Source organism: Actinophytocola sp. (genome assembly GCF_036002505.1).
Lineage (GTDB): Bacteria > Actinomycetota > Actinomycetes > Mycobacteriales > Pseudonocardiaceae > DASYTH01.
The window spans coordinates 1-14,058 of record NZ_DASYTH010000085.1 but is presented as its reverse complement, the minus strand read 5'-3'; the positions used below and the strand labels follow the sequence as shown (position 1 = coordinate 14,058).

Here is a 14,058-nt window from a genome sequence, read left to right as displayed (position 1 = left end):
CCGAGTGACCTTGCACGTCTTCGACACCGCGACCAGGACCCTGCGGGAGTTCAGTCCCGTCCGGAGTGGCACGGCGTCGATCTACGTGTGTGGTCCGACCCCGCAGGGACCACCGCACATCGGGCACGTCCGCAGCCTGCTGAACTACGACGTGCTGCGCCGCTGGCTGCGCGCCTCGGGGCTGTCCGTCACGCTGGTCCGCAACGTCACCGACGTGGACGACAAGATCCTCATCAAGGCGAGCCAGCACGGCGAACCCTGGTGGCAGTGGTCGGCCACGCACGAGCGCGCGTTCGAGGAGGCCTACGACGCGCTGGGCTGCCTGCCGGCCACGATCGCGCCGCGGGCCACCGGGCACGTCACGCAGATGGTCGAGCTGATGCACCGGCTGATCGACCGCGGGCACGCCTACGCCGCGGCCGGGGATGTCTACTTCGCGGTGGCGTCCTACCCCGACTACGGGGCGCTGTCCAGGCAGAAACTCGACGAGGTGCAGCAGGGCGAGTCGGAGGCCGAGGGCAAGCGCGACCCGCGGGACTTCACGCTGTGGAAGGGCAGCAAGCCCGGCGAGCCGTCCTGGCCGACGCCGTGGGGTCCGGGCCGCCCGGGCTGGCACCTGGAGTGCTCGGCGATGGCGCTGACCTATCTCGGTGCGGAGTTCGACATCCACGGCGGCGGGCTGGACCTGGTTTTCCCGCACCACGAGAACGAGCTGGCGCAGTCCCGCGCGGCCGGCGACCCGTTCGCCCGGTACTGGATGCACAACGGCCTGGTCGGCATGGCCGGCGAGAAGATGTCCAAGTCGCTGGGCAACGTGGTGTCCATTCCGGTGGTGCTGAGCCGGGTCCGCGCGCAGGAGTTGCGCTACTACCTGGTGGCGCCGCACTACCGGTCGGTCATCGAGTACTCCGAGGCCGCGCTGGACGAGGCGGTGCGCGCGTACCGGCGGATCGAGTCGTTCGTGCGCCAGGCGGCGCAGCGCACCGGGGTGGTCGGCCCGGGCGAGGTCGGCGCGGAGTTCGCCGCGGCGCTCGATGACGACCTCGGCACCCCCGCCGCGCTTGCCGTGGTGCACAACGGAGTTCGGCAGGGCAACATCGCGCTGGACTCCGGTGACGAGGCCGGGGCCCGGGCCGCGGCCGCCACGGTTCGCGCGCAACTGGGCGTTCTCGGGCTGGATCCGCTGGACCCGACGTGGGCCACGGCGTCCACTGTGGACACCGGAGCGATGCGCGCGCTGAGCACCCTGGTGGACGAGCTGCTCGCGGAGCGGTTGCGGGCCCGCGCGGAGAAGGACTTCGCCCGGGCCGATGCCATCCGGGACCGCCTGCTGGCCAGCGGGATCGCCGTCGAGGATACCCCCGACGGTCCATTGTGGACTTTGAAGGACAGCTGACACGTGGCTGGAAACTCCCGGCGCCGGGGTGCGGTGCGCAAACCCGGCTCGAAAAAGGGCGCCGTCGTCGGCTCCGGCGGGCAGAAATCCAAGGCGCTGCAAGGAAAAGGGCCGACCCCGCGGGCCGAGCGGCGGCCCGGCCACCCGGCCGCGCGCCGGGCCGCGGCCGCCGCCAAACAGGCCGAGCAGCGCAAGCGCAAGGACAAGCCGGGCGCCGAACTGGTCGCCGGGCGCAACCCGGTGGTCGAGTGCCTGCGCGCCGGGGTGCCGGCCACCGCGCTGTACGTGGCGCTCGGCATCGACACCGACGACCGGGTGACCGACGCCGTGCGGCTCGCCGGCGACCGCGGCATCTCGGTGCTCGAGGTCAGCCGCCCCGAGCTGGACCGGCTCACCGCGGGGGCCGTGCACCAGGGCCTCGGCCTGCAGGTGCCGCCGTTCGAGTACGCCCACCCGGACGAGCTGCTGGACGCCGCGCGGGAGTCGCCCGAGCCGCCACTGCTGGTGGCGCTGGACGGGGTGACCGACCCGCGGAACCTCGGCGCGGTGATCCGCTCCGCGGCCGCGTTCGGCGCGAACGGCGTGCTGGTGCCGCAGCGGCGCAGTGCCGGGGTGACCGCCGTGGTGTGGCGGACCAGCGCGGGCACCGCCGCCCGGCTGCCGGTCGCGCTGGCCACGAACCTGACCCGGACGCTGAACACGCTGGCCAACGAGGGCCTGATGATCGTCGGGCTGGACGCGGACAGCGGCACCTCGGTGGACGAGCTGGAGCTCGCCACCTCACCCCTGGTCGTGGTGGTCGGCTCCGAGGGCCGCGGCCTGTCCCGGCTGGTCCGGGAGGCCTGCGACCAGACCGTCGCCATCCCGATGGCCGCCGGCGTCGAGTCGCTCAACGCCTCCGTCGCCGCCGGGGTGGTGCTCGCCGAGGTCGCCCGCCGCCGCCGGGCCGCCGGCCGCACCTGACCACAGCCAGGTGCCCGTCACCGCCACGACGGCCAGGCCGAGCAGCACGTAGATGTTGCCGGCGACCGGCCCGTCGAGCGCGATGAGCCCGGTGCGCGGCGGGAAGATCCAGTCGCGCGGCGGCAGCGTCACCGGCCAGTCGAGCAGCAGCAGCGCGAGCCCGACCGGCACGAGGCGCGGTCCGGTGCGCGCGAGGAGCACGATCAGCGGGACGAACCACACCCAGTGGTGACTCCAGGCGAACGGGGCCGCCAGGCACGCGGTCATACCGCACACGGTCACGCCGAGCAGCTCGTGCCCGCGCCGGTGCGCCCGGGTCGCCACCGCAAGGCCGGCCAGCCCGGCGAGCAACGCGAGTGGCACCCACAGCACCGGCGACGGCGCGCCGAACCGGGCGAGCATGCCGGCCAGGGACTGGTTGCCCGTCTCGGCCTGCTCCCCGATCCGGCCGGTGGTGAGGAACGTGCCGGTCCAGTACCGCACGGAATCCCGCGGCGCGACCAGGAACCCCAGGCCGACCGTGCCGGCGAACGCGGCCGCGGCGTTCAGCGCCGCCCAGGGCCGGCGGGTGAGCAGCAGGTAGAGCACGAACACGCCGGGCACCAGCTTGATGCCCGCCGCGATGCCCACGCCGATGCCCTGGTGGCGCGCTGTCGGTGGCCGGGTCAGGTCCCACACCACGACCAGGAGCAGCAGCAGGTTGACCTGGCCGATGGTGATCGTGCTGCGCACCGGTTCGAGCCAGAACAGCGCGCCGGTCAGCGCAAGGGTGGCGGTGAGCCGGCGCCGCGGGCCGCCGAGCGCGCGCAGGGCAAGCCAGATGACGCCGGCGAGCGCGGCCACGTTGAGCACCGAGAAGGCGATCTTGGCCAGGTCGGTGGGGATCAGGGCGAGCGGGGTGAACACCACGGCGGCGAACGGCGGGTAGGTGAAGTGCAGCACCCAGAACACGAACCCGTCGTAGAGCGGGGTGCCGTCCAGCAGCGCGCGGCCGCCGGCGCGATAGACCTGCAGGTCGTAGAGTGCGGTCAGGCCCGTCGTCCAGATCGCGACGGCGACCAGGTGCAGGGCGAGCGCGAGCGGTAGCAGCCAGGGCAGCAGCCGTCGCATCTCGAGACCCCCAGTGACCTGTGGTTCCCCTCAACCTAGCGAACGTGTCCGGGTGGGCGGGCGCCCTCGGCTAAAGTCGGATGTCCGGTCGGGAGTCGAGGTCACGCCGCATGTCGTTCGCCAGTCCACTGTTCCTGTGGTTCTTCACCCCGGTCGTGCTCGTGGCCGTGCTGGTGACGCCGCGGAGCTGGCGCAACGGGATCATCGCGGTGGCGAGCCTGGTGTTCTACGCGGCCGGGGCCGGGGCTTCGACGCTGCTCCTGCTGCTCTGCATGGTGGTCAACTTCGTGGCCGGGCCGATGCTCGAGCCGGACGAGTGGGACCTGGCGCGGCGCCGGCGCAAGCTGCTGCTGATCGCGGTGATCGTGGTCGACCTCGGAGTGCTGATCATCTGGAAGTACGCCGGCTTCCTGACCGCGCAGCTCGACGGGTTCGCGCGCCTGTTCGGCGGGGACTTCCCCGTCGTCCACGTGCTGCTGCCGATCGGCATCTCGTTCTACACGTTCCACCACATCTCCTACGCCGTGGACCTCTACCGCGGCGAGCGCCCGGCGCTGCGCAACCCGGTCTCGTTCGTCACCTACATCGCGATGTTCCCGCAGCTCATCGCCGGCCCGATCGTGCGCTACCGGGAGATCGCCGACCAGCTCCCGCAGTACCGCACCCATCCGCTCGACGACATCGCCGCCGGCTTCCCCCGCTTCGCCCTCGGCCTGTGCAAAAAGGTGATCATCGCCGACTCGTTGAGCCCCCTGGTCGACGCCTGCTTCAACACCCCCGGCGACGAGATGACGTTCGCCATCGCCTGGCTCGGCGCCGTCGCCTACACCCTGCAGTTGTTCTTCGACTTCTCCGGCTACTCCGACATGGCCATCGGCCTGGGCCGCATGCTCGGCTTCCGGCTCCCCGAGAACTTCGCCCGCCCCTACGCCTCGGTCACCGTCACCGAGTTCTGGCGCCGCTGGCACATGTCCCTGTCCCGCTGGTTCCGCGACTACGTCTACTTCTCACTGGGCGGCAACCGCCGCGGCGCCGCCCGCACCTACCGCAACCTCATCATCGTCTTCACGCTGACCGGCTTCTGGCACGGCGCCAACTGGACGTTCCTCATCTGGGGCCTCTACCACGGCGCGCTGCTCATCATCGAACGCGGCTTCCACCTGGACGCCGCCCCCCGCCGCCGCGCCCTCCTCCGCCGCCTCCTGACGACCGTCCTCGTCATCATCGGCTGGATCATCTTCCGCTCCCCCGAGCTCCCCCAGGCGCTGACGATGATCGGCCACATGCTCCTCCCCGACTTCACCGGCCTCACCGACGTCGTCTCCGCCGCCCTCACCAACCAACGCCTGATCATCCTGCTGGCCGCGATGCTGATCTTCGTCCTGCCCGCCCACCCCGTCACCGGCCCGCTGGTGGAGTCCTCCCGCACCCGCCCCGCCGCCACCCTCCGCGTCGCCATCATGGCCGTGGGGCTCCCCTACGCCGCCATCCTCATCGCCACCGGCACCTTCAGCCCGTTCCTCTACTTCCAGTTCTAGGCTCCGCATTCCGAGCAGGCGGCTAGCATCCACAGGTGGCTTCACCCATTGAGGCTCAGTTCATCCTCTGCGACGCGGCCCAGGCCGACCCCACCGGCAAGGTCCACATGCTCGGGGCCGGCTGGTCGGTGACGAGCTCACCGACCCCTCCGCATGCCCTCGCCCTCCTGCTGAGGATCCCCTGGGACCGAGCGAACCAGAAGATCCAGGTCCGGGCCGTGCTCGAGGACGCCGACGGCCACCCCGTCACACTGGGCGAACCACCCCACGAGCTTCGGCACAACGCCGAAGTCGAAGTCGGACGCCCGCCCGGGGTCGCACCCGGCACCATGCTCCCGGCCACCCTCGCGATCTCCGTGCCACCACTCCCCCTCCGCCCAGGCCGCTACCAATGGCGCGCCGAGGTGGCCGAGCAAACACTTCATGCGTCCTTCCAGGTCACCTGACCCCAACTCGCCATTGTGACCATGTTGGCGTCTCACGTCGTCGTGTTGGCGTCTCACGTCGTTGTCTTGGCTGGCCACGCTCCGTCGGGGTGCGAGATGGGGAACGACCGGATAAACCGGTACTGATCGTCGATGCCTACCACGACGTCATAGGCCAACATGCCCGGAAGCGGTGACGGTCTAGCGTGTCCGGCGTGACTGTCGTGATCGTGGTGATGCCGTTTGTGGCGGCGGTCATCGGGTATGTCACGAAGCTGGCTGCTATTCGGATGATGTTTCGGCCGATCGAGTTCGTTGGGGTCAGGCCGTTTCTGGGGTGGCAGGGGGTGGTGCCGCGGAACTCGGCGCGGATGATCCGGGTGTCGACGGAGTTGCTGACCACGAGGTTGGTGGACCCGAAGGAGATTGTCGCCAAGCTTGATCCGGAGCGGATGGCTCGGGAGATCGAGGTGCCGCTGCTGCTGGCGGTGGACGAGATCGCCCGCGAGGTGCTGGAGCGGTATCACCCGGCGCTGTGGGAGATGCTGCCGGTGCTGGCCCAGGACATGATCGTCAAGCAGGTGCAGGCCGGGTCGCCGGCGCTGGTGCGGCGGATTCTCAACGAGATCCGGGAGAACGTGGACGATGTGCTGGACATCGGGCAGGTCGCGGTGTCGGCGTTGGAGCGCGACAAGGAGCTTCTGGTCAGGCTGATCCGGGACATCTCGCGGCCGGAGATGGCGTTCATCGCGCGGTGCGGTGTCTACTTCGGATTTTCGCTTGGTCTCGTGCAGACGGTGGTGTGGGTGCTCACCCATGAACCGCTGGTGCTGCCGGTGTTCGGGGCGGCCATCGGTTTGTTCACCGACTGGCTGGCGATCAAGCTGGTGTTCTTTCCCAGGGAGCGCAGGAGAATCCTCGGGTTGATCCCGTTCCAGGGGATCTTCCAGCGGCGCCGGGACGAGGTCGCGGAGCAGTACGGCGAGCTGGTCGCGCGTGAGGTGATGACCGTGCCGAACATCGTGGACGGCATCCTGCGTGGGCCGAAGTCGGACCGGATGATCATGATGATCCAACGGGCGGTACAGCGGACGATCGACGAGCAGGCGAGTGTGGCGAAGCCGTTCGTGTCGGTCGCGATTGGACCGCGACGGTTCCAGCAGATGAAACATGCCGCGGCGGACCGGGCGGTGCGGTACCTGTCGCCAACCGCCTTGCACGCCAAGGACTACGCGACGTCCGCAATGGACGTCGCGGACACCATCGCGGAGCGGATGCGGCGGCTGACCCGCGTCGAGTACGAGGGCCTGCTGCGCCCGGCGTTCCGGCAGGACGAGTGGAAGCTGATCGCAGTCGGCGCCGTCATCGGGGCGCTGGTCGGCGAACTGCAGGTGCTCCTGCTGCTCGGCTGACCGGCCGCCCGCGCAGCGTGCTCACCGCCACGCACACCAGGTAGATCACGAACGAGATCGCGGTGACGAACGCGCTGATCGGCGCGCCCGGCGCGAGCGAGAGCACGATCCCGCCCACCGCGGCGACCTCGGCGAAGATCACCGCCAGCACCGTCGCCCGCAGCGGGCTCGCGGTGATCCGGCACGCCGCGGCCGCCGGCGTGATCATCAACGCGAGCACCAGCAGCGCGCCCACGGTCTGCACGCCGAGCGCGGTGGCCACCCCCACCAGCACGGCGAACACCGGGGACAGCAGCCGCACCGGCACCCCGCGCGCGACCGCCACCTCCGGGTCCATGCTGGCGAACAGCAGCGGCCGGTAGAGCACCGCCAGCACCCCCAGCACCAGCACCGTGCTCACCGTCAGCAGCAGCACGCTGGCGAAGTCCGCGCTCACGATCTGGCCCACCAGCAACCCGAACTTGTTGGATGCGCGTCCTTTGTAGAACCACAGCAGCAGCACGCCGACACCGAGCCCGAACGCCAGCACCGCGCCGATCACCGAGTCGTGCTCGGCGGTGCGCCGGGTCAGCAACCCGAGGATCAGCGCGGCGACCACCGCGCCGGCGATCGCCCCGTAGCCGACCTGGACGCCCAGCAGCAACGCCGCCGCGCCACCGGTGAACGACAGCTCGCTGGTGCCGTGCACGGAGAACGCCATGTTCCGGCTCACGATCAGCGGGCCGAGCACCCCGGCCAGCAACCCCAGCACGGCCGCGGCCAGCAGCGCGCTCTGCACGAAACCGAACTGCAGCAACCGAAACGTCAGCTCGAAGTCGAACAGCTTGTCCATCACGCACCCTCGAGGTGGTGGTGCGGCTCGTCCTCGCACAGCCCGCTCTCCGCGCCGACGACGTGGATCTGGCCGCGCACCCGAAGCACCTCGACCGGCGTGCGGTACAGCCCGGAGAGCGTGCCGGAGGTCATCACCTGCTCCGGCGTGCCGATCCGGAAGCGGCCGTCGACCAGGTAGAGCACCCGGTCGACCATCGGCAGCACCGGATTGATCTCATGGGTGACGAACAGCACCGCGGTGTCCGACCGCCGCCGCCGCTCGTCGATGAGCCGGCTGACCACCTGCTGGTTGGCCAGGTCCAGGGAGAGCAGCGGCTCGTCGCAGAGCAGCAGCCGCGGGTCGCCGATCAGTGCCTGGGCCACCCGCAGGCGCTGCTGCTCACCGCCGGAGAGCAGGCCGACCGGCGTGTCGCCGTACCCGGTGGCGCCGACCGCGGCCAGCGCCTCGGCCACCCGCCGGCGCCGCTCGCCCAGCCGGGACACGCCGATGCCGAAGCGGTGGCCGTCCCACCCCAGCCCGACCAGGTCCCGGCCGCGCATCGTCACCGTGGTATCGAGGGCCCGCTGCTGCGGGATGTACCCGATGCGCCGGTTCGCCCGCCCGGGCGGCTCCCCGGCCACCAGAACCGTGCCGGCGGTGAGGCGCTGCTGGCCGAGCAGCACCCGCAGCAGGCTGGTCTTCCCGGAGCCGTTCGGGCCGAGCACCGCGACGAACTCGCCGGGCATCAGGTCGAGGTCGAGGTCGCGCCACAGCACCCGGTTGCCGTAGGCCAGGGTGGCCCCGCGCAGCTCGACCACCGCCCGTCCAGCGTCCGAAGCGGACGGTGCCGCGCGGTCCGGCCGGATCGGCGTGCCGCGGTCCACGGTCAGGTCCTGGCCAGCGCCGCGGCGAGCGCGTCCACCTGCTTGGTCATCCAGTCAAGGTAGCCGGTCGTGCCTGGCGGCAGGGTCTCGGTCACGTCAACGACCGGCACCCCGGCCTTGACCGCCGAGTCCCGCAGCGCGTTCGTCACCGGCGTCTCGGTCTGCGCGTTGTTGAGCAGCGCCGCCACCTTCCGCTCACTGACCAGCCCGGTGACCTCGGCCACCGCGGCCGCGGGCGGGTCGGTCTCCTCCTCGACGGCCTCGGAGAACTCCTCGGGCGTGATGTTCGTCAGGCCGGCGGCCTCGACCAGGTACTGCGGCACCGGCTCGGTGAAGATCACCGACGCGCCCGGGTGGTCGCGCCCGATCCGGGTCAGCTTGGCGGTCAGCTCATCGAGGCGACCCTGGAACGACGCGGCGTTGGCGGTGAACGTGCCCTTCTTCTCCGGCGCGAAGGCGCCCAGTTCCTCGGCGACCTTGCCGGCCACCTTCTTCACCGTCGGCAGGTCGTACCAGACGTGCTCGTTGGCCACCCCGCTCACGCCCTTGCCGGCCAGGTCGAACGCCACGATCTGCTTGGCGCTCGTGCCGGAGGCCTTGACCAGCCCATCGAAGAACTCGTCGTAGCCACCCCCGTTGGCCACCACCAGCTTCGCCCCGGCCACCGCGGCGGCGTTCTCCGGCTTGTCCTCATAGGAGTGCGGGTCGGCGGACGGGTCGTCGATGATCGACCGCACGCTGACCGCGTCGCCGCCGACCGCCCGCACCACGCTGGCCCAGACATTGGTCGAGGCCACGACGGGGATGGTGCCGGGCGCGGCGCCCGGGTCGCCGGAAGACGAGCCGCAGCCGGCCAGAACCGTGCCGAGCACGGCCACGCCAGCGCTGATGATCACGAGTCGACGGCCCATCGCGGCGCCTCCGTTTAGATAATGGAAACCGTTATCGCATTCAGCTTAGGCTATCACCCGACCGGGTGTCACCCGGGCCGGTCGTGCCGCTCGGACAACCCGGACACCGGGTCGGACTTCTGGAATTGGTTCTGAAACGTTACGGTCAGGCAATGGCGCGCTCTCTACACATGCGACGACCGGCGACACTGGCGTCGCTGGCCGCCGAGCTCGGGGTGTCCAGAACGACCGTGTCGAACGCCTACAACCGGCCCGACCAGCTCTCCCCCGAGCTACGCAGGCGCGTCCTGGAGACCGCTCGGCGGCTCGGCTACCCCGGCCCGGACCCGGTCGCGCGCTCGCTGCGCACCCGCAAGGCCGGCGCGGTCGGGCTGCTGCTCACCGAGAACCTCTCCTACGCCTTCCGCGACCCGGCCGCGCTCGGCTTCCTCGAGGGGCTGGCGATGGCCTGCGAGGGCGCGGGCCAGGGGCTGCACCTGGTGCCGGTGAACCCCGAGCGCGAGGACGTCGCGGCCGTGCACCGGGCCGGCGTGGACGGCTTCGTGGTCTACTCCGTGCCCGACGACGACCCGCACCTGGCCGCGGTGCTGTCCCGGCCGGTGCCGACCGTGGTGTGCGACCAGCCACGGGTCGAGGGCGTCGACCGGGTCGGCATCGACGACCGGGCGGCCACCACGCAGCTCGCCGAGCGGCTGATCTCCCTGGGCCACCGCAAGGTCGGCGTGGTGTGCATGCGGCTGGCCCGGGACCGCAACGATGGGTTCGCCGGCATCGAGCGGCAGCAGAGCGCGCACTTCCACGTGCAGCGCGCCCGGCTGTCCGCCCTGGCCGACGCGTTCGCCGGGGTCGGGGTGGTCTGGGCGGACGTGCCGGTGGTCGAGCGGTTCGATCACGGCAGCGCGCAGGGCGCCGCCGCCGCGGCCCAGTTGCTCGACACCGATCCCGAGCTCACCGCGCTGATCTGCACCTCGGACATCCTCGCCCTGGGTGCCCTGGCCGAAGCCCGGCGGCGCGGGCTGCGCGTCCCGCAGGACCTCACGGTGACCGGGTTCGACGGCATCACCGAGGCGGTGCGGGCCGGCCTGACCACGATCCGCCAGCCCGTGCTGGACAAGGGCAAGGCCGCGGGCAAGCTCCTGCTCGGCGCCGGAGAGCACGGGCGGCCACGGCAGATCATCCTGCCCACTGAGCTCGTGGTGGGGTCGACGTCGGCCCCGCCCCGCACTGCTGAGGAGCGCTGGTTCGGGCCGTAGATGCGTTGAAAGCCGCCTTCGGGACGTCCAGTGCCCTGAAGGCGGCCTTCAGGGCATCAGCACCAGCGGCAACCCCGCACCGGCAAGCGCCCCCAGCCGCGGCGTGACCAGGTACGACCCCGCCGGCACGGTGCGCCGCCTGCTCGGGCAGCCGGGCGCGGAGGTGCGGCCGGCCCAGGTGACCGTGAACGTGAGCCGCTCGCCGGGCTGGAGCAGCCGGGTGTCGGCGCCGGGCGGCGAGTAGCAGTCGTTGCTCGACCACAGCCGGGTCGCGCCGTCGCCGCTGGTGATCACCAGCTCGCGCGTGCTGCGGCTGACGTCGCGCAGGCACGGCACCGCACCGGCGTTCACGATCACCAGGCGCAGCAGCGGTTGCTGGCCGACCCGGTAGCCGGACTGGGCGCTCTCCGCGGCGAGCTGGATCGCCGGGTCCGGGCACGGCTGCGGCGGAGGCGGCGCGGGCGCAGGCGAGGGGGCCGGCGGCGCCGACGGGGTGGCGACAGCGACGGCCGAGGCGGACGGGCTCATGGTCGCCGAACTGCTGGCGGGTCCGCCCGCCGGGCGGGAGATCGACGGCGGCCGCGACGGCCGGGCGGCGGTGCCGGCGAGCGGCGCCTCGTCCGCGCCGCCGACCAGCCGGCCGATGATCCAGGCCAGCAGCACCACGGCCCCGACCGACAGGGCCACGGCGAGCGCCCGCCTGCGCCAGTACACGGCCGGCGGCAGCGGGCCGGCGGGGTCGATCATGGAACGAAACGTAACGCCGTTCCCGCCGGCAGCGGGTTAGCCAAGCGTCCCTCGATCGGGGGATGTGTGTGTCGCGGACGTGAAGTTTGTCAAATTGTCAGCCGGGGTCGAGCCATTCCCCAGAGGAGCGGTCATCCTGGTAGGAGACCGTGGCCGGAGGTGATCAGTGACCGCGATCGACGACCTGCTCCAGCGGCATGAACGTGGGCAGGACCACGGCGCGCCGGAGATTCCCACTCCGGTGCCCAGCCTGCACCTGGCCGTCGTCACCTGCATGGACGCCCGGATCAAGGTGTTCGACGTGTTCGGCCTGACCCACGGCGAGGCGCACATCCTGCGCAACGCCGGCGGGGTGGCCACCGACGACATCATCCGCTCGCTCGCGATCAGCCAGCGCAAGCTGCAGACCCGCGAGGTGATCATCATGCAGCACACCCAGTGCGGCCTGTCGATGATCACCGAGGACGGCTTCAAGGACGAGCTCCAGGAGGAGACCGGGCTGCGCCCGCCGTGGGCCGTCGAGTCGTTCCGCGAGGTCAAGGACAGCGTGCGGCAGTCCCTGCAGCGGGTCCGGCGCAGTCCCTTCGTGCCGTACACCGACAACGTCCGCGGCTTCGTCTACGACGTGTGCTGCGCCGACCTGACCGAGGTGTTCTAGGGAAAGCAACGTCACGTTGCTTCCCTCCTGACAGAATCCCGGGCGATGGACACCACCGCCCTGGTCGACTGGTACTCCGCCCACGCTCGTGACCTGCCCTGGCGGCAGCCCGGCACGACCGCCTGGGGGGTGCTGGTCAGCGAGATCATGCTGCAGCAGACCCCGGTGGCCCGGGTGGAGCCCGCCTGGCTGGACTGGATGGCCCGCTGGCCCAAGCCGTCCGACCTCGCCGCCGCCTCGCCCGCGGACGTGCTCCGCGCCTGGGGCAAGCTCGGCTACCCCCGCCGGGCCGTCCGGCTGCGCGCGGCCGCCGTCGTGATCTCCTTGTCCCACAACGACATCGTGCCGTCCGATGTGGATACTCTGCTGTCCCTGCCGGGCATCGGCGCGTACACCGCCCGGGCGGTCGCCGCGTTCGGCTACGGCCGGCGCTGCCCGGTGGTGGACACCAACGTGCGGCGGGTGGTGGCCCGCGCGGTGCACGGCGCGGGTGACTCCGGGCCGGCCTCCACCAACCGCGACCTGGCCGACGTGGACGCGCTGCTGCCGGCGGACGAGCCGACCGCGGCCCGGGTGTCGATCGCGCTGATGGAGCTCGGCGCGATGATCTGCACCGCGCGCTCGCCGCGCTGCGCCGACTGCCCGGTGTACGCCGCGTGCGCCTGGCAGCACGCCGGGCGCCCGGCCTACGCCGGCCCGGCGAAGCCCGTGCAGCGCTACGCCGGCACCGACCGCCAGGTCCGCGGCCTGCTCCTGGACGTGCTCCGGGACACCCCGGAACCGGTGCTCAAGGCCCGGCTGGACGTGGTCTGGGCGGACGCCGGCCAGCGCGACCGCTGCCTGGACTCCCTGCTCGTGGACGGCCTGGTCGAGCAAACCCGGGACGGCCGCTTCGCCTTACCCGGTGATCACTAGCCCAGGTGTTTCAGATGTGGCGGGTTGTGCCTGGGGCTTGGTGGGTGAGTTCGCATGGCTCGCCGGAGTGGCCAGATCGCGCTGGCGGGCAGCCGGTTTCGGCTGTGGCTGGGCTGGTCTTCCCGGTCAAGTTGGCGGGTGGGCTGGGGGTCTCGTTGGTCTTTTCGGGTGTGGGGTCGGGGTGGGCCATGATCGCTGTTGGGTGTGGCTCCGCTGGAGGGAGTTGCTGATCGTCGGGCGGTTGGCCGCCCGTAGCCCGAGCATGGGTAACTGGTGGTGTTGCTGTGGCGGGAGGTTCTCCGGTGACGATGTCTGATGCCCTGAAGGTGACCTTCGGGACAGTGAGCGTCCTGAAGGTCACCTTCAGGGCACTGACCACCACCCCAATCAAGATCGACAACTCCCTCCAAGGGGTCCGCTGAGGTGCGGTTGGTCAGTGGGAGGCTCTGTCTGCCCTTTGCGATGATCCATTAGACAGGGTCTAACCGGATATCTCTGCAGTTCGAGAATTACTTGTCAGTTGAGTGTTCTGGCGACTACCGTCGGCGAGAGTTGGGCTTCCCTGCACCTGCCTGGCCCATCGCGAGGGAGATCGCCATGGCTCTCACCCGCCGTACCCTGCTGCGCACCGGCCTCACCGGCAGCGCGATCGGTAGCGCCGGCCTCATCCGCACGGGCCTTGCCGGCGCGGTGGCCGAGCCGCAGATCTACGACACCCGCAACTGGAACGCCCGGCCGGCCAACGGCACCATCCAGGTGCTCGACCGCCGGCCGAGCTTCATCGTCGTGCACCACACGGCCGGCGCGAACAGCAACGACTTCTCCCTAGAGCACGCCTTCGCAGTGGCCAGGGAGATCCAGAACCTGCACATGGACACCAACGGCTGGATCGACACCGGCCAGCAGCTCACCAACAGCCGCGGCGGGTTCGTCATGGAGGGCCGGCACCGCAGCCTCGAGGTGCTCACCGGCGGCACCCGGCACGTGGTCGGCGCGCACGTCGCCAACAACAACAGCACCTGCATCGGCATC

Annotated in this window: 12 protein-coding genes and 2 pseudogenes; 9 read left to right on the top strand and 5 right to left on the bottom strand. The window is 71.1% G+C overall.

Annotated elements, in window-relative coordinates:
* The first annotated feature begins 4 nt into the window (after window positions 1-4).
* Window positions 5-1,396 carry a cysteine--tRNA ligase gene (gene cysS, locus VGR06_RS06580; RefSeq protein WP_327558063.1) on the top strand — a complete coding sequence of 464 codons (1,392 nt, stop codon included), beginning with the start codon at window positions 5-7 and terminating at the stop codon, window positions 1,394-1,396.
* Window positions 1,397-1,399: 3 nt separating this feature from the next.
* Complete coding sequence (gene rlmB, locus VGR06_RS06575; RefSeq protein WP_327558062.1) at window positions 1,400-2,359, top strand: 23S rRNA (guanosine(2251)-2'-O)-methyltransferase RlmB; 960 nt, start codon at window positions 1,400-1,402, stop codon at window positions 2,357-2,359.
* A 255-nt stretch (window positions 2,360-2,614) separates the two neighbouring features.
* On the opposite strand, the pseudogene VGR06_RS06570 reads toward rlmB, so the two are convergent.
* Window positions 2,615-3,469, bottom strand: a pseudogene (locus tag VGR06_RS06570) (glycosyltransferase 87 family protein); the annotation flags it as partial.
* 110 nt (window positions 3,470-3,579) lie between these two features.
* Between VGR06_RS06570 and VGR06_RS06565 the strand changes: the two are divergent.
* From VGR06_RS06565 to VGR06_RS06555, 3 genes are all read left to right on the top strand, one after another.
* Window positions 3,580-5,007 carry an MBOAT family O-acyltransferase gene (locus tag VGR06_RS06565; protein WP_327558061.1) on the top strand — a complete coding sequence of 476 codons (1,428 nt, stop codon included), beginning with the start codon at window positions 3,580-3,582 and terminating at the stop codon, window positions 5,005-5,007.
* A 35-nt stretch (window positions 5,008-5,042) separates the two neighbouring features.
* Window positions 5,043-5,453, top strand: a complete 411-nt coding sequence (locus VGR06_RS06560; protein WP_327558060.1) for a hypothetical protein — start codon at window positions 5,043-5,045, stop codon at window positions 5,451-5,453.
* A 215-nt stretch (window positions 5,454-5,668) separates the two neighbouring features.
* A complete protein-coding gene (locus VGR06_RS06555) occupies window positions 5,669-6,844 on the top strand; it encodes a DUF445 family protein (protein ID WP_327558079.1) in 1,176 nt (391 codons plus the stop codon).
* Here the strand turns inward: VGR06_RS06555 and VGR06_RS06550 are convergent.
* From VGR06_RS06550 to VGR06_RS06540, 3 genes are read right to left on the bottom strand one after another with little or no spacing between them, the layout of a single operon-like run.
* Entirely contained in the window at window positions 6,795-7,676 is an 882-nt protein-coding gene (locus VGR06_RS06550; protein ID WP_327558059.1) for a metal ABC transporter permease, read from the bottom strand. The genes VGR06_RS06555 and VGR06_RS06550 overlap by 50 nt on opposite strands.
* Window positions 7,676-8,542, bottom strand: coding sequence for a metal ABC transporter ATP-binding protein (locus tag VGR06_RS06545; protein WP_414637169.1), 867 nt, complete (start codon window positions 8,540-8,542; stop codon window positions 7,676-7,678). Before VGR06_RS06545 ends, VGR06_RS06550 begins: the two co-directional genes overlap by 1 nt.
* A gap of 2 nt (window positions 8,543-8,544) precedes the next feature.
* The gene (locus VGR06_RS06540; protein ID WP_327558058.1) at window positions 8,545-9,453 is read right to left on the bottom strand and encodes a metal ABC transporter solute-binding protein, Zn/Mn family; all 909 of its coding nucleotides are present in this window, start codon (window positions 9,451-9,453) and stop codon (window positions 8,545-8,547) included.
* Window positions 9,454-9,605: 152 nt separating this feature from the next.
* On the opposite strand from VGR06_RS06540, the gene VGR06_RS06535 reads away from it, so the two are divergent.
* Window positions 9,606-10,706: a LacI family DNA-binding transcriptional regulator gene (locus VGR06_RS06535; RefSeq protein ID WP_327558057.1), complete on the top strand. Its 1,101-nt coding sequence runs from the start codon at window positions 9,606-9,608 to the stop codon at window positions 10,704-10,706.
* 48 nt (window positions 10,707-10,754) lie between these two features.
* Here VGR06_RS06535 and VGR06_RS06530 read toward each other — a convergent pair whose 3' ends face one another.
* Window positions 10,755-11,453, bottom strand: coding sequence for a hypothetical protein (locus VGR06_RS06530; RefSeq protein WP_327558056.1), 699 nt, complete (start codon window positions 11,451-11,453; stop codon window positions 10,755-10,757).
* 166 nt (window positions 11,454-11,619) lie between these two features.
* Between VGR06_RS06530 and VGR06_RS06525 the strand changes: the two genes are divergently transcribed.
* The 3 genes and pseudogenes from VGR06_RS06525 to VGR06_RS06515 all read left to right on the top strand — a co-directional run.
* Window positions 11,620-12,111 (top strand): carbonic anhydrase, encoded by a 492-nt coding sequence (locus VGR06_RS06525; RefSeq protein ID WP_327558055.1) that lies wholly within the window; start codon window positions 11,620-11,622, stop codon window positions 12,109-12,111.
* A 45-nt stretch (window positions 12,112-12,156) separates the two neighbouring features.
* Window positions 12,157-13,026, top strand: coding sequence for an A/G-specific adenine glycosylase (locus tag VGR06_RS06520; RefSeq protein ID WP_327558054.1), 870 nt, complete (start codon window positions 12,157-12,159; stop codon window positions 13,024-13,026).
* Between the two features lie 597 nt (window positions 13,027-13,623).
* Window positions 13,624-14,058: pseudogene (locus tag VGR06_RS06515) on the top strand (N-acetylmuramoyl-L-alanine amidase); the annotation flags it as partial.